Here is a 20,517-nt window from a genome sequence, read left to right as displayed (position 1 = left end):
GAATAAGACTATGGATAGAAGCCTGAAATGCACCTCGGAGCTGCAGGACTGAATGTTTTCATAGTACGTCCTGACGCAGGAAGGCGTTATCTTCTTGAGTGAAGGGAATTTTCCATTTCCCTTAACCAGAGTGGAACCACGGCCCCGCGTCTCTGAGAGATGCGGGGCCTTTGCTGTGTACGAACTAGGAGGAAGGAATATGAGTTTTTTTTCGCGGCTCCGCAAGGATATCCGTGTCGTTTTTGAGCGCGATCCGGCTGCACGCAGTGTCATCGAGGTGCTCTTCTGTTATTCCGGACTTCACGCCATCTGGTTTCACCGCATCTCCCATGCCCTATACAAAAGGGGCTGGGTGCTTATCCCGCGCATGATTTCGAATTTTGCGCGCTTTTTGACGGGCATTGAGATTCATCCGGGGGCCACAATTGGCGAGGGCCTGTTCATCGACCATGGCACGGGCATCGTCATCGGCGAGACGGCCGAGATTGGCAACAATGTCACGCTCTATCAGGGCGTGACGCTCGGCGGCACGGGCAAGGAAAAGGGCAAGCGCCATCCGACTATCGGCAATAACGTCGTCGTGGCTTCCGGCGCCAAGGTCCTCGGTTCCTTCACGGTCGGTGACCACGCCAAGATTGGCGCCGGTTCCGTCGTTTTAAAACCCGTGCCGGCCTATGCAACGGTCGTCGGCATTCCGGGACGCATTGTCGTCATGCACGGCAAGCGCGTCCACACGGCTGAAGAGCTTCGTCAGGCCCTGCGCAGCACGCGCCTTGTCGAGTCAGACGATAATATCAATGATATCGAGGAAGAACTCGATGTCGACCTCGACCATGACATGCTGCCGGACCCCGATGAGGAGATGCGCGAATGCATGATGCGCCAGATTCAGGCGCTCGAAAAGAAAGTTGATGAACTCGAAAAGAGATTGGAGGATAAAGAACATGCTTAAAGTCTACAATACGATGACCCGCCGCAAGGAGGAGTTCAAGCCGCTCAAAAAAGGAGAGGTCAGCATTTACTGCTGCGGCGTCACGCCGTACAACCATCCGCATATCGGCAATGCGCGCCCGTTTGTGACCTGGGATGTCATTCGCCGTTACTTTGCCAAGAAGGGCTATAAAGTCCGCTATATCCAGAATTTCACGGATGTCGATGACAAGATCATCAACGCGGCGAACAAAGAGGGCGTGACGTGGAAGGACATTTCCGACCGCTATATCAAGGCTTATTTTGAAGCGATGGATGCCCTGAACGTCCGCCACGCCGATGTTTATCCGCGCGTCAGCGAGACGATGCCGGAAATCATCGCCATGGTGCAGAAGCTCATCGACAAGGGCTATGCCTATGTCGTAGACAATGGCGATGTTTACTACAGCGTCGAGAAATTCTCGCATTACGGCCGGCTCAGCGGCCGCAGCCTCGACGACATGCAGGCCGGCGCCCGCATCGAGGTCAACACGGCCAAGCATCATCCGATGGACTTTGCCCTTTGGAAGGCAGCAAAGCCGGGCGAGCCTTCGTGGGACAGCCCGTGGGGCAAGGGCAGACCGGGCTGGCACATCGAATGTTCGACGATGTCTCTGAAATATCTCGGCGAGAAATTCGACTTCCACGGCGGCGGCAGCGACCTCATTTTCCCGCATCACGAGAACGAGATTGCACAGTCGCAGGCCTGCATCGGCGATGACCACAGCTTCGCCCAGTACTGGCTGCACAACGGCTTCATCACGATTCACAACGAGAAGATGTCGAAGTCGAAGAACAATTTCTTCACGGTCAAGGATATCCTCAAGGAATATCCGGGTGAAGTCATCCGCTTCTTCATCCTGCAGACGCATTACCGCAGCCCGCTCGATTTTTCGGATGAACGCCTCAAGGAAGCACAGACGAGCCTCGGCCGCCTGCAGAATACGAAGGAATATGTTGATGAACTGCTGAAGAAACAGGGCACGGCTGATACGGCCAAAGAGCTCGCAGCGAAAGCAGAAGAGCTCAAAAAAGCCTTCTACGAAGCCATGGACGACGATTTCAATACGGCTCTGGCCATCAGCCAGATGTTTGCGCTGTCGAAGGACATCAACATCTACTACCAGGATGTCGTGAATGGCGGCAAGGCCTTTGATGCTGAGAACTTCAAGAAAGTCAGCGATGTCTACTCCGAGATGGCCGAGATCATCGGCATCTTCGAGCAGCAGGACAAAGCCGCCGACGATGGTCTGACGGATAAGCTCATGGACATCATCATCACGCTGCGTCAGGACGCGCGCAGGGAAAAGAACTGGGCCGTGGCCGATAAAATCCGCGATGCCCTCAAAGACGCCGGTGTCGTGCTTGAGGATACGCCAAACGGCGTACGGTGGAAAAAGGCATGAAGTTCACGCAGTTCAAGCTGCTCGTCGATATGATGTTCACGCCGGACGAAAACGGCGGCATCAAGAAACGCTATGAAGGCACGGACGTCCGGCAGATGAATCCTCTCGTGCTCGCCTACGTCGGCGACGCCGTCTTTCATCTGTTTGTGCGCACGCGTCTCTTGGCATATGAGCAGGCCAAGGTTCATGCCCTGCATGCGTTCAGTGCCCAGATTGTCTCGGCCGTCTGGCAGCACAAAGCATACCTCGGCATTGAATCCATGCTGACGGAAGAGGAAAAGGCCATTTACCGCCGCGGACGCAACGCCAAGAGCCACGCACCGCGCAGCTCGAGCGTGGCGGAATATCATTCGAGTACCGGCTTTGAGGCTCTTTTGGGGACGCTTTACCTCACGGAGCAGTTCGAGCGTCTCGAAGAGGTTTCTGAAGCGGCGTTTGAGGTCATCAGCAAGGCTATGATGCAGGAAATTCATGACAAAAAGACGGAGGAGAAGAACAAGGCATGATTAAAGTCAAACTTTTGGACTATACACCGGAGCCGGAGCGCGTTGTGGCGATGGCCGCACGTCTCTGCTATTCGCCTGTCGGCGCGGAAGAGCTCGCCGAACGCCTCAGCGATGAAAAGGTCCGCGAGATGGTCCGCAAGATGGTCAAGCTTGGCCATGCTTCGACCATCGAGCACGTCTCCTTCACGTTTGGCATTGAAGGCGTTTCGCGCGTGCTGACGCATCAGCTCGTGCGCCACCGCATCGCGTCGTACGACCAGCAGTCGCAGCGCTATGTGGCAGCGCATGGTTTTAAGTACATCACGCCGCCGACCATCGCGGAAAAGCCTGAGGCCAAGGCAAAATACGACGCCCTGATGGAAGAAATCCGCAGGACGTATGACGAGCTCACGGAGATGGGCGTGCCCAAAGAAGATGCGCGCTATGTTCTCGCCAACGCGGCCGAGACGAAAATCCTCGTGACGATGAATGCCAGGTCACTTCTGCATTTCTTCAATCTGCGCTGCTGCAACCGCGCGCAGTGGGAAATCCGCGAGATGGCGTACAAGATGCTCGCCGAGGTCAAGAAAGTCGCGCCGACGCTGTTCCACAATGCCGGTGCGAGCTGCGTCAATACGGGCCGCTGCCCGGAAGGCGATATGACCTGCGGCAAATTGGCTGAGATGCTGAAGCTCAGAGAAAAGGACTGAGGCCTATGGAACGAAAAGAACGCAGATACGAAGAAAAGAAAAAGCCGCGTCCGCAGGAAAGCCGCGGCCGCCGAAAAAATAACTTTCAGCATCCGGAGAGAAACCACAGGCAGGAGGACCGTCCGGCAAAAGATTGGCGGGCAGAAAAGCGCCGGTCAAATCCCGAGCAGGCAATGAATCCCCATCGGGAAGAGCCGCGCGAGTTGCCGGATGACGTTCTCATCGGACGCAACGCCGTGACCGAGGCCTTGAAGGCAGGCCGCGGCATCAACAAGATTTTGCTTGCCAATGGCGACAGGGAAGGCTCCATCACGGAGATTGCCGCCCTCGCCAAAGAGCGCGGCATCGTCGTGCAGTATGTCGAACGCGCGAAAATTGAGGCTCTTGCGGGCGGGCACCGTCATCAGGGCGTTTTGGCCTATGTGGCGCCGGTGCCGTATGTCGAGCTTGACGACATCCTCAAGGCTGCCGAGGAAAAAGGCGAGGCGCCGTTTCTCGTACTGCTCGATGAACTCGAGGACCCGCACAACCTCGGCGCCCTGCTGCGCACGGCCGATGCGACCGGCGTGCATGGCATCCTGATTCCGAAACGCCGCAGCGTTTCCCTGAATGCCACGGTCGCCAAGACTTCGGCCGGTGCCGTTGAATACGTCCCCGTGGCCCGCATCGGCAATATCGCGCAGACCATCAAGAAGCTCAAGGAAAAGGGCTTCTGGGTGGCCGGTGCCGATATGGACGGCGAGAAAGCCTACTATGAGGCCGACCTCACGGGCCCGCTCGTGCTCGTTGTCGGCAGCGAGGGCAGGGGCATGAGCCGCTTGACCAAAGAAGCCTGCGACTTCATTGTCAGCATGCCGATGGTCGGCCGCATCAATTCGCTCAATGCCTCGGTCGCCGGCTCCATCCTCATGTACGAATCCATGCGTCAGCGCCTGGCAAAGAAGCGGGCTTCATCTTGAGCTTTTAGGGGAAAGAGCGTATAATCGAATTTATGAAGGGATTTTAGGGAAGTTTATAAGGATACGTGTTTGTCATAAAAAAAGGAGAAAGTGCGATGGCAGAAGCAGCAGACACGGATATCATGGAGGACATGTACCGTGGATATGAAAATCTGACGGACGAAGAAATCCTGCTTGATATCAAGGAACATAACAACAAGGTCGCACTGGATTATCTGATCAACAAGTACCGGAATTTTGTCCGGGCTAAGGCACGTTCGTATTTTCTCATCGGTGCGGACCGCGAGGACATCGTGCAGGAGGGCATGATTGGCTTTTACAAGGCCATTCGTGACTTCCGCGATGACAAGCTCTCGTCGTTCCGCGCCTTTGCGGAGCTTTGCGTGACGCGTCAGATCATCACGGCCATCAAGACGGCGACCCGTCAAAAACACATACCGCTCAACTCATACGTTTCACTCAATAAGCCGATTTACGACGAGGATTCAGACCGTACACTGCTCGACATCATTTCGGGGGCTAAGGTGTCGGACCCTGAGGAACTTGTCATCAGTCAGGAGGAATTTGTCGACATCGAGAAAAAGATGGAGGAGATTCTTTCAGACCTTGAGTGGAAGGTACTCATGAGCTATCTTGATGGCAAATCCTATCAGGAAATCGCAGAAGACCTAGGACGTCATGTCAAGAGCATCGACAATGCCCTGCAGCGTGTCAAGCGCAAGCTCGAGAAATACATGGAGACGCGCAGCGATGACATTGACCTCAATACCATCTACAAGGGGCTGTCGTCCATCAATCGCCGGCTGCGTGCGGCCGATGGCGGCAAGGACGTTGCTCCCTGAGGTTCTGTGATTTCAGCAGTTCATGATTGACAATTTCATATGAGGGCACAGGTGGCGCCATATGGCGCTGAAAAGAGAAGCCGGTATAAGCCGGCGCGGTCCCGCCACTGTAAGGGAAGCGAATCTGCATAGTTACGTCACTGGAAAATTTCTGGGAAGGCGCAGAGGAGCGATGAACCGAGCCAGGAGAACTGCCTGTCCGAAAATCACCGTTACGACCTGCGAGCGATGGGAAGGCGATTGCTATCAGCAAAGCTGTGTCTTTGTGGTACAGTTTTTTACGATAGGAAGGCTTTTTTCGCATGCGTGCGAAAAGAGCCTTTTTTATTTCTATATGGTTTGTCGAAGGAGGAAAAAAATGAAACATTGGCAGAAAATGCTGGCGGCCGGTCTCGTATGCACGGCTGCCTTCGGCTGGAATCAGGCTGTGACAGAGGCTTCGTACCAGCTCAATCCGGAAGTGAAGAACGCGACGATGGCCCTGAAACAGGCTTCAGAAATCGGCGTGCTCAAGAATGAGAACCCCGAACTTAAAGATACGGCCAATAAAGATGCGATTGTCGTCATGACGTTTGGCACGACGTACAAGGACACGCGCGCCAAGACGATTGATGCAACCGTCAATGCCATCAAGGCTGCCCATCCGGGCGTCAAGGTCGTGACGGCCTACACGTCACACATCATCATCGACCGCGTGGCGAAAAAAGAAGGCATCAAGTTCCCGACGCCGGAGGAAGCCCTGCAGCAGCTCAAGGCCGATGGCTACAGCCGCGTCGCGCTCGTCTCGCTCGATGTCATCCCAGGCATGGAGTACAACTACGACCTCGGCGTCTATCAGAACTACAAGGACCAGTTCAAGAAAATGACGCTCGGCACGTCGCTGATGTACTGGCAGGGACAGGAAAACCAGCCGGACGATGTTACGGAGACCATCAAGGCACTGGCCACGCAGTTCCCAAAACAGGGCAAACACGATGCCATCCTCATCATGGCGCACGGCACGCCGCAGGTTTCGAACGCCTATTATTCCGTCATTCAGGCGAAAATCGATGAGCTTGGTTACAAGAATGTCTTTGTCTACACGGTCGAAGGCTGGCCATCGCTTGCGACGGTCATGCCGAAGCTCAAGGCAAATGGCATCAAGCACGTCACGCTGATGCCGATGATGATGGTCGCCGGTGACCATGCCAACAATGATATGGCAGGCTCTGACCCGGATTCGCATAAATCCATCCTCGAAGCCGCCGGCTATAAAGTCGATGCCTACATCCACGGCATCGGCGAGAACAAGGCCATCCAGGACCTCTATCTCGAGCGCGCCAACGACGCTTGGAATGCTTTGGAAGCAAAATAATTTGCAGTCGTTCTGACTTTTTATTTCCATATCACACATCTGAAAAATCCGTCTCTCGGCAGGCGGATTTTTTATTTTATGCGATAAACCCGGACAAATGTGAAAAAAATCATCGTGAAGTGATATAGTTTTCTGCTATAATAATAAAGTCGATACTCCGAGCGAAAATCTCTAAGGACGATGAGTCTACGAGATTGAGCCTGGGTAAAACCCACAGGGAAATATTAGAAATGATATTTCCTTCCGTTCTTGAAAAGGAGAATGTATATGAAGAAACTGTTTGCCCTGATGGCGGTCTGCCTTTTGGCCCTGGTGACGGGCTGCGGCGGCAGTCAGAATGCCAGTGAAACGAAATCGTCGTCGTCGCAGGAGCCTGTGGAGCTCCATGTTTCGGCGGCAGCGAGCCTCACGGATGTCATGAATGAAATCGGTGCGGATTACGAAAAAGAGCATCCGAATGTCAAAGTCGTATTCAACTACGGCAGTTCGGGTGCCCTGCAGCAGGCCATCGAGAATGGCGGCAATGCCGACCTGTTCTTCTCGGCTGCGCAGAAGCAGATGGATGCCCTCGACAAGAAGGGCCTGCTCGCTGACGGCACGCGCAAGGACCTGCTGCAGAATGAGGTCGTGCTGATTGTACCGAAAGAAGGCGGCAAGGACATCACTTCCTTTGACCAGCTGACGAGCGGCCAGCTCCAGCATATCGCCCTCGGTGAACCGAAAGGCGTACCGGTCGGTCAGTATTCGGAAGAAATCCTCACGAAGCTCGGCATCCTCGATGATGTCAAAGCCAAGGCCGTTTATGGCTCCGATGTGCGTCAGGTCCTCGCCTGGGTCGCTTCGGGCGAAGCCGATGCCGGCCTTGTCTACGCCACGGATGCTGCCATTTCGGGCGATGTCCGCATCGCAGCCAAGGCTCCTGCGGGCACGCATAAGGATATCATTTATCCGGCAGCCATCCTGAAGGACACGAAACATCTCGATACGGCAAAGGATTTTCTCGCTTTTGTAACGAATGATAAAAACAAGGAACGCTTTGCAAAATACGGTTTCGAGGTAAAGTGAAAATGACATATGCACCGCTTCTCATCACGCTGAAAACGGCCGTGGTGGCAACGGTGGCAACATTTTTTCTCGGCATCGGCCTGGCTCTGGCCGTCGCGCGCATGCGGCGGTTTCAGGGTCTTGCCGATGCCGTTATTACGCTGCCGCTGGTTCTGCCGCCGACCGTCGTTGGTTTTTTTCTGCTGCTGGCCTTTGGCAGGCGCAGTTTCATTGGCAGATTTCTGCTGCAGTTTGATATTACGATTGTCTTTACCTGGAAGGCTGCGGTCATGGCGGCCGTCATCGTCTCGCTGCCTTTGATGTACCGCACGGCGCGCGGGGCTTTTGAGCAGATTGACCCGAATATCTTAGGTGCGGCACGCACGCTCGGGGTCTCGGAATGGCGCATTTTCTGGCATGTGCTCGTGCCGAATGCGCGCTCAGGCATCTTAGCCGGCCTCGTGCTGGCGTTTACGCGCGCACTCGGCGAATTCGGTGCGACCATCATGTTCGCCGGCAATATCCCGGGCGTCACGCAGACGATGAGCACGGCGGTTTATGCGGCTGTGCAGGCTAACGACTACGACTTGGCATTCGAGTGGGCCGTGGTCATCATCATTTTTTCGCTCGTCTTTGTCAGCCTGATGAACATCGTGATTTCGCGCACGGGTGTGCCGCAGAGCAGGAGGCTGTAATGGAACTGCTTGTTAATATCGAAAAGAAACTGCGCAATTTTACGCTGCGGGCTGATTTTGCCGTGCGCGATGAGGTTTTTGCCCTGCTCGGGGCATCCGGCTGCGGCAAGAGCATGACGCTGAAGTGCATCGCGGGGCTCGAGCGGCCGGACAGGGGACGCATCGTGCTTGACGGCCGCGTGCTCTTTGACAGCGAAAAAGGGATCAACCTTTCGCCGCAGCAGCGTCAGGTCGGCTATCTCTTCCAGAATTTTGCCCTTTTCCCGAATATGACGATTGCCGACAATATCCGCTTTGTGGCAAAGGGCAGCCAGGCGGAGCGCGAACGGCGCGTGCGCGAGAATCTCGCGCGCTTCGATTTGACGGAGCTCGGTGAGGCATATCCTGCGGAACTTTCGGGCGGCCAGCAGCAGCGTGCGGCCCTTGCGCGCATTTTGGCGGCCGAGGCCAAGATTCTCCTGCTTGACGAGCCGTTCTCGGCCCTTGACCATTACCTCAAATGGAAGCTCGAGCTCGAACTCCGCGAGGTGCTGAAGGCGTACGGCGGGGCCGCGATGCTCGTCTCGCATGACCGCGGCGAGGTCTACCGCCTTGCTGACCGCGCAGCCGTCATCGACCGCGGCCAAATGCAGCCCGTGCGTACGCGCGATGAACTCTTCCAAAATCCGGAAACGCTGGCGGCAACGCTTTTGACGGGCTGCAAGAATGTTTCCAAGGCACATAAACTTGCCGATAACCTGGTGGAAGCGGAAGACTGGCAGCTGCCCCTGCATACGGAGGGAGAGGTCAGTCCAAATCTTTCCTATGTCGGACTGCGCGCGCATTTCTTTGCCTACCGCGAAGAAGGCGAGAGCCCTGAAAAAAATATCTTCCGCATGGAAGTCACGGATGTCATCGAGGACACGTTCTCGTATCTCATCATGGTGCGCCGCGCCGGCACGAATGCCCGCCGCATCCGCTGGGAGCTGCCGAAGGAGGAATGGCAGCGCATTGCGGCGGCGAAACTCTCGCTTTATTTTCCTCCTGAAAAAATCATTTTGATGGATTCCTGAGACAAAGAGGATTTCCATGTTTCTTCCTAGAAAAATATCCTATAAGCAGAATAGGATATTTTTTTATTTGGAACGGAACTATTATTTTGCTGGCAGACCTCAGAATTGCAGTACGCAAAGAATTGGGAGGGGGATTTTCATGAAACGAAAACAGAAGGGCATCCTTGCTGTCATTCTCATACTGCTCATCGGCGTCGGGATTTATGCCTATGAGCAGCATGAAGAAGCGGCCCGAAAAGCCGCTGCCCAGACACTCACGCTTTCGGGCAATGTCGATGTGCGTGAAGTGACACTGGCGTTCCGTGAGAGCGACCGCGTCAAGGATATTCTCGTCGAAGAGGGGGATACGGTCGAGGAGGGACAGGTCCTCGCGCGGCTCGATACAGATGAGCTGAACATCAATCTGCGCAAGACAAAGGCGCAGATCGCCGCGCAGGAGAGCACCGTCAATAAACTCCACAACGGCACGCGCTCAGAAGAAATCGCGCAGGCCCAGCAGAAACTCAAGGCTGCGCAGGCCGCTGCCTCGAACGCACAGGGCATATACGAACGCCGTCAGGCCGTCTATGACAGCGTGCAGGGCGTCAGCGAGCAGGACCTCGACAATGCGCGCTCGCAGGCCGAAGCCAAGCAGGCCGAGGTCGATGAGGCCAAAGAAGCGCTCAATGAAGCTTTAAACGGCCCGCGTTCTGAGGATATTCAGGCCGCAGAAGCCCAGCTGCAGGCCCTTGAGGAAGAAAAATCGCGTGAGGAATATTTGCTTTCGCAGTACGAGCTGCGCGCGCCCATGAAGGGCGTCATCCGCTCGCGCCTCCTGGAACCCGGTGATATGGCCTCGCCTTCGACGCCTGTCTTTAAGCTTTCGCTGCTCGACAAGAAATGGGTCCGCGCCTATGTCAAAGAAGACGACCTCGGCAAGATTTATGAGGGACAGACTGCCAAGGTCTACATTGACAGCCAGAAGGATAAGCCCCTCACGGGACAGATTGGCTACATCGCGGACACAGCAGAGTTTACGCCTAAGACCGTACAGACGGACGAACTGCGCACGGCCCTCGTCTACGAGGTGCGCATTTATGTCGACGATGATGATAATGTCCTGCGCCTCGGTATGCCTGCGACGGTCAAGATTGCACTTTGAGCGGAGGTGATCGCATGGAGATCATCGAAGCAAAGGGACTCACGAAGATTTTTACCCTGAAAGATGGGACGGAGGTCAGAGCCCTGTCAGGCATCGACCTTGAGGTGCCGGAAGGACAGCTTACGGCACTCGTCGGGCCTGACGGCGCCGGCAAGACGACACTCATGCGCCTCGTCTGCGGGCTGATGACGAAAACTTCCGGGACCTTGCAGGTCGTGGGGCTTGATGTCACGGAAAAGCCGCAGGCCGTACAGGACCTTTTAAGTTATATGCCGCAGAAGTTCGGCCTCTATGAGGATTTGACCGTGCAGGAAAATCTCGACCTCTACGCGGACCTGCACGGCGTGCCGCAGGATATAAGGGAGCAGCGCTTTGCGCATCTCCTCGCGATGACGGAGCTCGCGCCTTTTACGAAGCGTCTCGCGGGCAAGCTTTCGGGCGGCATGAAGCAGAAACTCGGCCTTGCCTGTACGCTCGTGCGCTCGCCGAAGCTATTGCTGCTCGACGAGCCGACGGTCGGCGTCGACCCGCTCTCGCGCCGCGAGCTCTGGCAGATTCTGCAGCAGCTCGTTCATGAGGAGCGTTTGTCGGTGCTCGTGAGTACGGCTTATATGGAAGAAGCGGCACTTTGCGAAAAAGTCTACGTGCTCAATCACGGCCATTTCCTGAAAATCGGCACACCGGATGAACTGCGCGAGGTGGCCAAGGGGACCTGCTACAAGGTGACGCCGCCCGCGGGTATGCCCCTGCGTTCGCTGCAGAGCCGTCTGCTCGCGGAAAAAGACGTCATCGATGCCGTGCCGTCGGGCGGTGTCGTGCGCTTCATCACGCGCGGAAATCCGGACGAGCTGGCGCCTTTAAAGCGTCGTTCCTTAAGGGCAGAGGCCATCGAGCCGCGCCTTGAGGACGGTTTTATGACGCTTCTCAAAGAGGATGAAAACAAGGCAGGACAGCCTGTAAGTCAGGCCGCTGCCTCAGCCGAAAATATGGGTGCATTTTCGGGCCGTTCCCCGATGGATGCGCCTGTGGAGATTGAAGTACAGGACCTTGTGCGCAAGTTCGGCGACTTTACGGCCGTCTCGCATACTTCGTTTTCCGTTCACCGCGGCGAGGTCTTCGGTCTGCTCGGCCCAAACGGCGCGGGCAAAACCACGACGTTCCGCATGCTCTGCGGCCTTTTGCCGGCGACGAGCGGCAAACTCTCGGTCGCGGGTGTCAATCTGCGCACGGCGCGCATCGAGGCGCGCGCGAAAGTCGGCTATGTCGCGCAGAAATTTTCCTTATACAGCAGCCTTTCTGTTTATGAGAATCTGCGGTTTTTTGGTGGGGCCTACGGCCTTTTTGGCGCGCATCTTTACGAGCGTATTCAGGCGGTCATGCAGGAATTCCATCTGCAGGACGTGGCGGACCACGCGGCCGGCAGCCTGCCGGGCGGCTATAAGCAGCGCCTTTCGATGGCCGCGGCTCTCATCCACGAGCCCAAGATATTATTCCTTGATGAACCGACGAGCGGCATCGACCCGCTGGCCCGCCGCACGTTCTGGCGTGAAATCACGGCTCTTTCAGAGAAAGGCACGACCATCATCATCACGACGCATTTCATGGAAGAAGCCGAATACTGCGACCGCTTCATGATACAGGACCACGGCAAAATGCTCGTGCTCGGCAGTCCGGCCGAAATCCGGCAGCGCATGCATTTAGGCGCGGCGACGATGGACGATATTTTTGTGGCCATTGTTGAAAGGTCGCGTGCTGAGAAAAATGAAGCAAAGGGGGCGGAGTCATGATGACAAGTGGATTCTGGCGGCGTCTGCTCGCGCTCATACGCAAGGAGACGCGCGAACTCCTGCGCGACAACAGCAGTCTGGCTTTGGGCGTTGTCCTGCCTTTGGTGCTCATTCTCATCATTGGCTATGGCATGAGCCTTGATGTCAAGAATGTACCCACGGCCGTGGTCATCGAGGACAGCTCGCCGCTCGCGCGTCAGGCCGTGAGCTTTACGCAGGGCTCAGAGTATTTTCAGCCCGTCTTTGTCCCGTCCCTGCAGGAAGGCGAAGCGATGATACGAAAGCACAAGGTCGATGCGATGCTCGTCGTGCCGCCTGACTTTTCGGCGCGTTTTGCCGAGGGCAAAGGCAAACTGCAGGTTATCCTCAACGGCACGGAAGCGACGACGGCCATGAGTGCGCAGGGGTATTTTGAAGCGGGCATCCTGACGTGGGCCGCGTCAGAAGGCGCGAAGCACGGCCTGGCGGCCGGCGGCATCGAGATTGTCCCGCGCATCTGGTTCAATGATGCGAATACGAGCACGTGGTTTTACGTGCCGGGCATTCTCATGCTCGTGCTGACCATCAGCGGCGTGTTCCTGACTTCCGTCGTCATGGCGCGCGAATGGGAGCGCGGTACGTTTGAGTCGCTTTTTGTCACGCCGATGAAGATTTTGGAGCTGATTCTCGCGAAGACCATTCCGTACTTTGTCATCGCCATGATTGGCATGCTGCTCTGTCTGGTGGTTGGCCGTGAACTTTACGACCTGCCGATGCGCGGTTCGCTCGTACTGATTATCGGCGAGTCGATGCTCTACCTCGTCGTATCGCTTGGCATTGGCCTCGTCATCTCAGCCCTGACGAAAAATCAGTTCCTCGCGTGCCATGTCTCGCTGATGATCAGCTTCCTGCCGTCGGTCGTGCTGTCGGGCTTCCTGTTTGACCTGCACGCGGAGCCCGCGGCGATTCGCGTCGTCAGCAGCCTTATCCCGACGACGTATTACCTCGAGCTCATGAAATCGCTGTTTCTGTCGGGCAATTACTGGCCGCTCATTGCGCGCGACACGGCGATTCTCGTCTTATTTGCGCTGTTTTTCCTCGGCTGGGCCTTTCATATGACGCGGAAGAAGGTGGAGCCATGAATTTTTCGCTGCAGCGTTTCCTGCGCCATCTTTATTTCATCTGCCAGAAAGAGCTGCTGTCGCTTTTTAAGGACCCGCGCATGCGCACGCAGCTGGTCATGCCGGTTATTATTGAAGGTTTTTTGTTCGGCTATGCGGCCAATTACAATATCGAGGAAGTGCCGTATGCCGTCGTCGACAATTCGGCGACAGCATCTTCGCGTGATTTTCTTGCACATATCGCCGGTGCTCCGACGTTTTCGTGCTATGCGGTCTGCGGCAATGTGCAGGAAGTCAGCACGCTCATCGATGCCGGTGACGTCCTCGGCGGCGTCATTGTGCCCGAAGACTTCGAGAAAAAACTGGAACATGGGGAACAGGCTCCCGTGCAGGTCATCACGGATGGGCGCAATCCGATGATTGCGGGCATGGTCAAGAGCTACATCACGCAGATTGCCGCTTCGTGGAGTGAGGAAAAAGGCTATGCCAGCCTGCCCGTTTCCATCGAGACGCGCACGTGGTTCAATCCGAACCAGCTCTCGCGCTGGACGTTCCTGCCTTCCTTCCTCGCGATGATTGCCTTTGTGCAGGTCATGTTCCTCGCGGGCCTCTCGATTGCGAAGGAGCGTGAGCAGGGGACGTTTGACCAGTTGCTCGTCACGCCGTTCTCGCCGACGGAAATTCTCATCGGCAAGGCGACGCCGCCGGTGCTCGTCGGCCTGTTTCAGGCCGCGATGGTCTTCCTCATTGCGCGGTTTTGGTTCGAGGTACCGTTTGCCGGTAGTCTGTTCACGCTGTTTTTGACGCTGTTTATCTTCATGGTCAGCACGACGGGGCTTGGCCTTTCCATTTCGTCGGTCGCGAAGAACATGCAGCAGGTCCTCGTCTATCTGCTCGTGCTCATGATTCCGATGGTGCTGCTGTCGGGCCTCGTGACGCCGGTCAACAACATGCCGGAGTTTCTGCAGGTCATCACGTATGCCGACCCGATGCGCTTTGTCATCGATGCCGTGCGCCGCATTTATCTGGAGGGTGCAGGGCTCACGGAGATTGCCGGCGACTTCGTGCCGATGGTGGCCGTCGCGGCTCTGACGATGCCGCTGGCCGGCTGGCTGTTCCGCCATAAGACAACGTAATTTCAGTCATTTATTTTGCATAAAACACAAAGACACGCTTGACCGCCAACGCGGCACAGCGTGTCTTTGTGTTTGAGAAATGTGAAAGAAATAAGAAATGAAGGATGGGCAAAATTAGAAGAATGTGTGTACCACGAGGTACGAGAGCGCACCCATCAGGGCGGTGCAGGGGATGGTCATGACCCAGGCCGTGACCATCTGGCGTGCAACATCCCAATGAACAGCTTTGACACGCTCGGCAGAACCGACGCCCATGATGGAGCCGGAGACGACGTGCGTCGTGGAAACCGGCAGATGCATGAGCGTAGCGGAAAAGATGACGAGCGAGGAGTTGAGGTCGGCAGCGAAGCCGTGAATCGGATGCATCTTGAAGATTTTGCCGCCGACTGTGCGGATGATTTTCCAGCCGCCGACGCTCGTGCCGCAGGCCATGGCCGCAGCGCAGAGCAGTTTGACGATATCCGGTACTTCAAGTGTGCCGATGAAACCGCCGGACAGCAGGGCGAGGGTGATGATACCCATGGATTTCTGCGCATCGTTCGAGCCGTGCGAGAAGGCCATGAGTGCGGCCGAGAGAACCTGCAGGCGGTTGGCCGTGAGGTTGACGCGGGCCGGTTTATACGAATGACAGATGGCAAAGACGATTTTCATAAGGATGTAGCCGCAGATCATCGCCGCCACCGGGGAAATAATCAGGGAAAGGACGATTTTGAGAATGCCCCAGCCGTTGAGTGCGGAAATGCCGGCCGAGACGATGACGGCACCGATGATGCCGCCAATCAGGGCGTGGGAAGAGCTCGACGGCATGCCGAACCACCACGTGACGAGGTTCCAGATGATGGCGCCGATGAGGCCGGCGACAATCGTGACTTCGGTAATCATCGAAGCCGACATGACGATGTCGCCGCCGATGGTCTTGGCGACGCCCGTGGAAATCATGGCGCCGAGAAAGTTCAGCACAGCCGTGCCAATGATGGCGACGCCGGGGCGGATGGCACGCGTCGAGACGCAGGTCGCGATGGCGTTCGCCGTATCGTGGAAGCCGTTGATAAAGTCGAAAGTCAGCGCGAGGATGACGACGAGGATGATGAGTGACGTATCAGGCATACTTCATCGTCACCTCTTTAATGATGTTGGAGAGTTCTTCGACTTTGTCGGCCGTATCTTCAAGCGTAGCTAAAATATCTTTCCAGCGGATGACATCGAAAAGGTCTTTCGTGCCATCGAACAGGTCGGAAATCTCTTCGCGGTAGATGTGGTCGACTTCGGATTCGAGCTTGCCGAGGTGGTCGGCGCGGGCCATGAGCTCGGCTTCATTGCGGTCGATGTTCTTCAGCAGGGAGAACAGGACCTTGAGTTCCTCCGACATCGTGACGATCTGGGCCATGATTTTGCCGGCCGAAGAAATCAGCGTATCGATATGGTACATGTTCAGACGCATCAGGGCACCCTGCAGGCAGTCGATGCATTCCTCGAGATGGCAGGTAAGGCGGTAAAAGTCCTCGCGGTCAATCGGTGTGATGAAGATGACCGACAGCTTGTGGATGATATCCTGATTAATCGCGTCGGATTTATGCTCGAGATTGACGATGTCATCGAGATGCTGCGGCAGCTTCTTGATATCGGTCATGGCTTCCTGCGCAATCAGAGCCCCGCGGTGAAAATTCTCGGCGTTTTCCATCAGGTAGTCAAAGAACTCCTCATGCTTGTTACTGATACTGAACATTATGTTTCCTCCTTTGTATTTGCCTTCAGTCTAACAGGTATCGTCAGGCGAATTGCAAAGGATTTGTTAACATCTTGTTAACAATTAAGAAATGAAATTCATTCCGAATAAAAAAGACTGCCGTCAGCAGACAGCAGTCTTTAAAAATAGAGCAGCCAAATTATTTGATTTTGGCGTGCTCGGCGATGAATTTTTCGACATGGGCGAGGTGCGGATTCTTGCGCAGCGTTTCCGGCTCGTAGGTGATCAGCATGCCGCCGGTCGGCAGGGAGACAAGTGCATCCTTGATTCCCGCAAATGACTTGACGAAATCGGTCAGCTGCTTCGCAAGTTTTTCGTTGCCGGCGAGCGCGAGATTGTAGACGCGCACGCGGCCGGGCAGATAGCTCTGGATGTCCGTACCGGCGAGGAAGGCGTGCAGGGAAATATCCTCGGCCTTGTCCGCAGCTTTTTTGGCCGTGCGTCCCACGATGCTCGTGACATCGTGTTTCATCTTGCCGGCGTGCTGCAGGCCGTGCAGGATGGACAGAGCGCCCCAGACCGCGCCGCAGGCAATGTGGACTTTCTTGCCGGCAAAAATCGTCGCGATGGTCGCAAGGCCGCTGACCGTCAGGGGCAGGCCGAGAGGCAGCCGCTTAAATTTTTCATTTACTTCACGTACACTCATAAAGATTCCTCCTTGACCGAAGCCTGTTTTCGGTATATGAGAATTATTCGCCGTCTTTTGGGGAAATCCTCTCCAAACACCTTTTCAGATAGAAAATTTTGTGCGAAAATAAAAGGTACTGTATGCATGCCAGCATGGCTGCAGAGAAAGGCAGTTTATATTGATATGATAGAACTCAACCACCTTGTCAAGAAATTCCCGCATCAAGATAAGTCCGGGAAAGAAATTTGGAAAACTGCGGTCAGGGATTTGACTTTGTCCGTAGAAAAAGGAGAAATCTTCGGCCTCTTGGGCCCGAATGGCGCCGGCAAGACCACGACCATCCGCATGATGACCATGCAGACAAAGCCGACGGGCGGCACGATTCTCTACGACGGGCTCAATACGAGTACGAATGCCAGGGAAATCAAATCGCTTATCGGCGTCGTGCCGCAGCATGTCAATTTCGATCAGGACCTCACGGTCGGGGAAAACCTCGAACTGCACGCAAGACTCCATCATATGGGCAAAAAGGAACGCGAAGCGCGCATCGAGGAGCTCCTGCGCTATGTCGAGCTCACGGATGTCATCAACGACGGCGTGCGCCGGCTGTCGGGCGGCATGAAGCGCCGCCTGCTCATCATGCGCGCACTCATACACAAACCGCGCATCCTGTTTCTCGATGAGCCGACCGTGGCTCTTGACCCGCAGGTCCGGCGCCGCATCTGGTCGCTCGTGCGCGATATGGCAAAAAACGGCGTGACGGTTTTCCTGACGACGCATTATATTGAAGAGGCCGAAGCCCTCTGCGACCGCGTGGCGATTCTCGCGAAAGGCGAGCTCGTCGACCTCGATACGCCCGCACATCTGCGTGAAAAGATGGACCTGCCGAATCTTGAGGAAGTCTTTTTGGCGCTGACGGCGGAAAAAGACAAGCGCGAAGGGGGCAGAAGATGAACATCCGGAACAACCTTTTGGATATCTGGACCGTATTTTGGCGCGACTGGGTCGTTTTAAGGCGCCGTATGACCAAATTCATTTTGTCGCGCATGGTCGCGCCGATGCTCTACCTTGTGGCGTTTGGCTGGGGCCTCGGCCGCAGCATCGATGTCGGCGCGGGCTCGTACCTCGATTTCCTCGTGCCGGGCATCCTCGCCCTGAACTCGATGAATATCAGCTTCAACAGCATCACGCCCGTGCATGCCGAGCGAATTTATCATAAGAGCCTTGAGGAATACATCATCGCGCCAATCTGGCCCGATGCCTTCCTCATCGGCAAGGTGCTGGCTGCCGTGCTGCGCGCCTTGATTTCCTCGGCCATCATTGTTGTGCTCGCTTTGCTTTTTGGGGCACATTTTTCGATGACGCCGCTTTTCCTGCTGGTTCTCGTGCTCAATTGCATTGTTTTTGCCGAGATTGGCTTCTTAGCGGCAATGAAGATCAGCACGTATGAAGAGATGGCACAGGTCAATACGTACATCCTGCTGCCGATGTCCTTCCTCTGCGGCACGTTTTTCTCGACGCAGACACTGCCTGCGTTTGTACGCTTTTTTATCGAGCTTTTGCCGCTGACGCATACGAGTTATCTCCTGCGCGGCCTCGGCAGCGATGCGGAAGTATCGATGCTTTCCCTGCTCGTGTTATTCGCTTATGCCTTTATCGGGCTCATCTGGGGCAGCCGCGCCTTTCGCCGGCTCACAGAATAAAGCATATATAATAGAAAGGAACGTATTTTGTTTAAGACCATCCTGCATCATCATGCCTCGTCGTGCACAGACTGCACAAAGCTCTGCTGCACGAAAATCGAGGATTTTTCGGTCAAGATCGGCCGTCTGACCATCTTTGACCATGTCAATATCCACATCCACTGCGGGCAGCTCACGGCCCTCATTGGCCCGAACGGCGCCGGCAAGAGCACGCTCTTGAAGGCCATCCTCGGCGAGGTGCCGCATGCGGGCAAGCTCCATTATGTCGATGCCAAGGGCAAGCATACGGGCCATCCCGTCATCGGCTACGTGCCGCAGTATCTGCGCTTTGACGTGAGCTCGCCGACGAGCGTCATGGATATCTTCATGGCCTGCCTGACGCGCCGGCCTGTCTGGCTGTGCTCGGCAAAATCCCTGCGCCCGCGCGTCCTCAAAAGCCTTGAGCGCGTGCGTGCGGCACACCTCATCGACCGCAGACTTGGCGCGCTTTCGGGCGGCGAGCTGCAGCGCGTGCTTCTCGCGCTCGCTCTTGACCCGATGCCGGATTTGCTGCTGCTCGATGAGCCTGTGTCCGGTGTCGACCAGAACGGGCTTGAGCTTTTCTATGAGATTGTCGCGGATCTGCGCGAAAAGGAGGATATGGCGATTATCCTGATTTCGCATGACCTCAACATGGTCGCAAAGCACGCAGACCAGGTCGTGCTGATGAACAAGGGCGTCGTCATGAGCGGTACGCCCGAAGAAGTCTTTGCCGATAAACGCACGAAGAAAATCTTTGGCATGCTCGCAGGGGAGTCGGCAGTTGAAGCCGCAGCGGATATCCCTGCCGGTCATGAGGAAACGGAAGAAGCGGCGTCAGAGGAAGGGGGCAAATGCTGATGGATATGATTTATCAGGTGATGGATGTCATCCTGCCATTTGGCTGGCTGACGAGTGCCTTTATGAAGAATGCGTTTTTGGCCGTGTTGCTCGTCACGCCGCTTTTCGGCCTCATGAGCACGATGGTCGTCTCGAACCGCATGGCCTTTTTTTCCGATTCGCTCGGCCACGGAGCCTTCACGGGTATCGCGATTGGCGTGCTTTTAGGCTCTGTCTCGCCGCTCCTGTCGCTCGTCATTTTCTCCGTGGCGTTTGCGCTCTTCATCACTTATATCAAGAATAAAAGCACGGCTTCGACGGATACAATCATCGGTGTCTTCTCTGCCACGGCCATCGCCCTCGGCCTCATGCTCATGAGCCACGGCGGCAGCTTCAATAAATTTTCCTCGTTCCTGATTGGCGATATTCTGTCGATTACGCCCGAGGACCTCTCGGCACTGGCTATTGTCTTTGTGCTCGGCATCATCGCGTGGGCCCTGATTTTCAACCAATTGCTTGTGCTGTCCATCAATTCGTCTTTTGCGCGCAGCCGCGGCATCAAAACGTTCTGGGTTGAAAGTGCCTTTGCGGCGATGCTGGCCGTCGTCGTCTCCATCAGCATCCAGTGGGTCGGCATCCTGATTATCAATGCCATGCTCGTGCTGCCGGCAGCCGGCGCGCGCAATGTCGCGAACAATGTCAAGCAGTATCACGTCTTTTCCGTGCTGATTGCCCTGTTTTCAGGCCTTTTAGGCTTGGCGCTGGCCTATTACTTTGACATGGCGGCCGGTGCGACGATTGTCGTCATTTCGTCGGTGATTTTCTTTATCACGCTGCTCATCAAGCCGTATGTCAGCCGCTGATTTTGGCATTAGGGCAGACAGAAAGGCAATTCTGTGAT

The 20,517-nt window shown here is 55.7% G+C and carries 21 protein-coding genes, 2 riboswitches and 1 other annotated feature (1 of these 24 running past the window's edge); of the genes, 18 read left to right on the top strand and 3 right to left on the bottom strand.

The window, feature by feature from the left end; translation table 11 throughout:
• Nucleotides 1-157 (top strand) — a binding site (T-box leader) (it extends 64 nt beyond the left edge of the window).
• A gap of 42 nt (nucleotides 158-199) precedes the next feature.
• The 14 genes from cysE to ACE419_RS01495 all read left to right on the top strand — a co-directional run bounded on the left by cysE (nucleotide 200) and on the right by ACE419_RS01495 (nucleotide 14,680).
• Complete coding sequence (cysE, locus tag ACE419_RS01560) at nucleotides 200-952, top strand: serine O-acetyltransferase (protein WP_432646750.1); 753 nt, start codon at nucleotides 200-202, stop codon at nucleotides 950-952.
• On the top strand, nucleotides 945-2,375 hold the full coding sequence (gene cysS, locus ACE419_RS01555; RefSeq protein ID WP_435720791.1) for a cysteine--tRNA ligase: 1,431 nt from the start codon (nucleotides 945-947) through the stop codon (nucleotides 2,373-2,375). The genes cysE and cysS overlap by 8 nt, the downstream gene beginning before the upstream one ends.
• Complete coding sequence (locus ACE419_RS01550) at nucleotides 2,372-2,881, top strand: Mini-ribonuclease 3 (protein ID WP_295712542.1); 510 nt, start codon at nucleotides 2,372-2,374, stop codon at nucleotides 2,879-2,881. Before cysS ends, ACE419_RS01550 begins: the two co-directional genes overlap by 4 nt.
• Nucleotides 2,878-3,570 (top strand): FAD-dependent thymidylate synthase, encoded by a 693-nt coding sequence (thyX, locus tag ACE419_RS01545; protein ID WP_295630521.1) that lies wholly within the window; start codon nucleotides 2,878-2,880, stop codon nucleotides 3,568-3,570. Before ACE419_RS01550 ends, thyX begins: the two co-directional genes overlap by 4 nt.
• A gap of 173 nt (nucleotides 3,571-3,743) precedes the next feature.
• Nucleotides 3,744-4,529 (top strand): 23S rRNA (guanosine(2251)-2'-O)-methyltransferase RlmB, encoded by a 786-nt coding sequence (rlmB, locus tag ACE419_RS01540; RefSeq protein WP_435720971.1) that lies wholly within the window; start codon nucleotides 3,744-3,746, stop codon nucleotides 4,527-4,529.
• Nucleotides 4,530-4,624: 95 nt separating this feature from the next.
• A complete protein-coding gene (gene sigH, locus ACE419_RS01535) occupies nucleotides 4,625-5,371 on the top strand; it encodes an RNA polymerase sporulation sigma factor SigH (protein WP_295630518.1) in 747 nt (248 codons plus the stop codon).
• A gap of 32 nt (nucleotides 5,372-5,403) precedes the next feature.
• A riboswitch (cobalamin riboswitch) is annotated at nucleotides 5,404-5,584 on the top strand.
• Between the two features lie 145 nt (nucleotides 5,585-5,729).
• Nucleotides 5,730-6,725, top strand: coding sequence for a sirohydrochlorin cobaltochelatase (locus ACE419_RS01530; protein ID WP_435720790.1), 996 nt, complete (start codon nucleotides 5,730-5,732; stop codon nucleotides 6,723-6,725).
• Between the two features lie 143 nt (nucleotides 6,726-6,868).
• Nucleotides 6,869-7,001, top strand: a riboswitch (molybdenum cofactor riboswitch).
• Nucleotides 6,987-7,790 carry a molybdate ABC transporter substrate-binding protein gene (gene modA / locus ACE419_RS01525; RefSeq protein WP_435720789.1) on the top strand — a complete coding sequence of 268 codons (804 nt, stop codon included), beginning with the start codon at nucleotides 6,987-6,989 and terminating at the stop codon, nucleotides 7,788-7,790. (Overlaps the previous riboswitch by 15 nt.)
• 2 nt (nucleotides 7,791-7,792) lie before the next feature.
• Entirely contained in the window at nucleotides 7,793-8,464 is a 672-nt protein-coding gene (modB, locus tag ACE419_RS01520; RefSeq protein ID WP_435720970.1) for a molybdate ABC transporter permease subunit, read from the top strand.
• Nucleotides 8,464-9,516: a sulfate/molybdate ABC transporter ATP-binding protein gene (locus ACE419_RS01515; RefSeq protein WP_435720788.1), complete on the top strand. Its 1,053-nt coding sequence runs from the start codon at nucleotides 8,464-8,466 to the stop codon at nucleotides 9,514-9,516. The genes modB and ACE419_RS01515 overlap by 1 nt, the downstream gene beginning before the upstream one ends.
• Before the next feature lie 139 nt (nucleotides 9,517-9,655).
• The gene (locus tag ACE419_RS01510) at nucleotides 9,656-10,657 is read left to right on the top strand and encodes an HlyD family secretion protein (protein WP_435720787.1); all 1,002 of its coding nucleotides are present in this window, start codon (nucleotides 9,656-9,658) and stop codon (nucleotides 10,655-10,657) included.
• 14 nt (nucleotides 10,658-10,671) lie between these two features.
• Complete coding sequence (locus tag ACE419_RS01505) at nucleotides 10,672-12,444, top strand: ATP-binding cassette domain-containing protein (RefSeq protein ID WP_435720786.1); 1,773 nt, start codon at nucleotides 10,672-10,674, stop codon at nucleotides 12,442-12,444.
• Complete coding sequence (locus tag ACE419_RS01500) at nucleotides 12,441-13,565, top strand: ABC transporter permease (protein WP_435720785.1); 1,125 nt, start codon at nucleotides 12,441-12,443, stop codon at nucleotides 13,563-13,565. Before ACE419_RS01505 ends, ACE419_RS01500 begins: the two co-directional genes overlap by 4 nt.
• The gene (locus tag ACE419_RS01495) at nucleotides 13,562-14,680 is read left to right on the top strand and encodes an ABC transporter permease (RefSeq protein WP_435720784.1); all 1,119 of its coding nucleotides are present in this window, start codon (nucleotides 13,562-13,564) and stop codon (nucleotides 14,678-14,680) included. The genes ACE419_RS01500 and ACE419_RS01495 overlap by 4 nt, the downstream gene beginning before the upstream one ends.
• A gap of 114 nt (nucleotides 14,681-14,794) precedes the next feature.
• On the opposite strand, the gene ACE419_RS01490 is transcribed toward ACE419_RS01495, so the two are convergent.
• From ACE419_RS01490 to ACE419_RS01480, 3 genes are all read right to left on the bottom strand, one after another.
• Nucleotides 14,795-15,787 carry an inorganic phosphate transporter gene (locus ACE419_RS01490; protein ID WP_435720782.1) on the bottom strand — a complete coding sequence of 331 codons (993 nt, stop codon included), beginning with the start codon at nucleotides 15,785-15,787 and terminating at the stop codon, nucleotides 14,795-14,797.
• Nucleotides 15,780-16,406 carry a DUF47 domain-containing protein gene (locus ACE419_RS01485; RefSeq protein ID WP_435720781.1) on the bottom strand — a complete coding sequence of 209 codons (627 nt, stop codon included), beginning with the start codon at nucleotides 16,404-16,406 and terminating at the stop codon, nucleotides 15,780-15,782. Before ACE419_RS01485 ends, ACE419_RS01490 begins: the two co-directional genes overlap by 8 nt.
• Before the next feature lie 160 nt (nucleotides 16,407-16,566).
• Nucleotides 16,567-17,073: an HMA2 domain-containing protein gene (locus ACE419_RS01480; protein WP_435720780.1), complete on the bottom strand. Its 507-nt coding sequence runs from the start codon at nucleotides 17,071-17,073 to the stop codon at nucleotides 16,567-16,569.
• A 165-nt stretch (nucleotides 17,074-17,238) separates the two neighbouring features.
• Between ACE419_RS01480 and ACE419_RS01475 the strand changes: the two genes are divergently transcribed.
• Genes ACE419_RS01475 through ACE419_RS01460 form a run of 4 tightly spaced genes read left to right on the top strand, consistent with a single transcriptional unit; the run spans nucleotide 17,239 to nucleotide 20,479 of the window.
• Nucleotides 17,239-18,009 (top strand): ABC transporter ATP-binding protein, encoded by a 771-nt coding sequence (locus tag ACE419_RS01475; protein WP_435720969.1) that lies wholly within the window; start codon nucleotides 17,239-17,241, stop codon nucleotides 18,007-18,009.
• Nucleotides 18,006-18,758 carry an ABC transporter permease gene (locus ACE419_RS01470; RefSeq protein ID WP_435720779.1) on the top strand — a complete coding sequence of 251 codons (753 nt, stop codon included), beginning with the start codon at nucleotides 18,006-18,008 and terminating at the stop codon, nucleotides 18,756-18,758. The genes ACE419_RS01475 and ACE419_RS01470 overlap by 4 nt, the downstream gene beginning before the upstream one ends.
• Nucleotides 18,759-18,785: 27 nt before the next feature.
• A complete protein-coding gene (locus tag ACE419_RS01465) occupies nucleotides 18,786-19,637 on the top strand; it encodes a metal ABC transporter ATP-binding protein (RefSeq protein WP_435720778.1) in 852 nt (283 codons plus the stop codon).
• Nucleotides 19,637-20,479 carry a metal ABC transporter permease gene (locus tag ACE419_RS01460; protein WP_432646775.1) on the top strand — a complete coding sequence of 281 codons (843 nt, stop codon included), beginning with the start codon at nucleotides 19,637-19,639 and terminating at the stop codon, nucleotides 20,477-20,479. The genes ACE419_RS01465 and ACE419_RS01460 overlap by 1 nt, the downstream gene beginning before the upstream one ends.
• The last annotated feature ends 38 nt before the right edge of the window (nucleotides 20,480-20,517 follow it).

This window comes from Mitsuokella apri (genome assembly GCF_047974105.1).
Lineage (GTDB): Bacteria > Bacillota > Negativicutes > Selenomonadales > Selenomonadaceae > Mitsuokella.
The sequence above is the reverse complement of the archived record's forward strand: the minus strand, read 5'-3'. Positions and strand labels throughout refer to the sequence as shown.

Coding starts and splice junctions, on each gene's coding strand:
- ACE419_RS01470 (WP_435720779.1), top strand. CDS start 18,006: ATGAACATCCGGAACAACCTTTTGGATATCTGGACCGTATTTTGGCGC.
- ACE419_RS01495 (WP_435720784.1), top strand. CDS start 13,562: ATGAATTTTTCGCTGCAGCGTTTCCTGCGCCATCTTTATTTCATCTGC.
- ACE419_RS01475 (WP_435720969.1), top strand. CDS start 17,239: ATGATAGAACTCAACCACCTTGTCAAGAAATTCCCGCATCAAGATAAG.
- ACE419_RS01500 (WP_435720785.1), top strand. CDS start 12,441: ATGATGACAAGTGGATTCTGGCGGCGTCTGCTCGCGCTCATACGCAAG.
- sigH (WP_295630518.1), top strand. CDS start 4,625: ATGGCAGAAGCAGCAGACACGGATATCATGGAGGACATGTACCGTGGA.
- cysS (WP_435720791.1), top strand. CDS start 945: ATGCTTAAAGTCTACAATACGATGACCCGCCGCAAGGAGGAGTTCAAG.
- thyX (WP_295630521.1), top strand. CDS start 2,878: ATGATTAAAGTCAAACTTTTGGACTATACACCGGAGCCGGAGCGCGTT.
- ACE419_RS01530 (WP_435720790.1), top strand. CDS start 5,730: ATGAAACATTGGCAGAAAATGCTGGCGGCCGGTCTCGTATGCACGGCT.
- ACE419_RS01550 (WP_295712542.1), top strand. CDS start 2,372: ATGAAGTTCACGCAGTTCAAGCTGCTCGTCGATATGATGTTCACGCCG.
- ACE419_RS01515 (WP_435720788.1), top strand. CDS start 8,464: ATGGAACTGCTTGTTAATATCGAAAAGAAACTGCGCAATTTTACGCTG.
- modB (WP_435720970.1), top strand. CDS start 7,793: ATGACATATGCACCGCTTCTCATCACGCTGAAAACGGCCGTGGTGGCA.
- ACE419_RS01505 (WP_435720786.1), top strand. CDS start 10,672: ATGGAGATCATCGAAGCAAAGGGACTCACGAAGATTTTTACCCTGAAA.
- modA (WP_435720789.1), top strand. CDS start 6,987: ATGTATATGAAGAAACTGTTTGCCCTGATGGCGGTCTGCCTTTTGGCC.
- ACE419_RS01490 (WP_435720782.1), bottom strand. CDS start 15,787: ATGCCTGATACGTCACTCATCATCCTCGTCGTCATCCTCGCGCTGACT.
- cysE (WP_432646750.1), top strand. CDS start 200: ATGAGTTTTTTTTCGCGGCTCCGCAAGGATATCCGTGTCGTTTTTGAG.
- rlmB (WP_435720971.1), top strand. CDS start 3,744: ATGAATCCCCATCGGGAAGAGCCGCGCGAGTTGCCGGATGACGTTCTC.
- ACE419_RS01460 (WP_432646775.1), top strand. CDS start 19,637: ATGGATATGATTTATCAGGTGATGGATGTCATCCTGCCATTTGGCTGG.
- ACE419_RS01485 (WP_435720781.1), bottom strand. CDS start 16,406: ATGTTCAGTATCAGTAACAAGCATGAGGAGTTCTTTGACTACCTGATG.
- ACE419_RS01510 (WP_435720787.1), top strand. CDS start 9,656: ATGAAACGAAAACAGAAGGGCATCCTTGCTGTCATTCTCATACTGCTC.
- ACE419_RS01480 (WP_435720780.1), bottom strand. CDS start 17,073: ATGAGTGTACGTGAAGTAAATGAAAAATTTAAGCGGCTGCCTCTCGGC.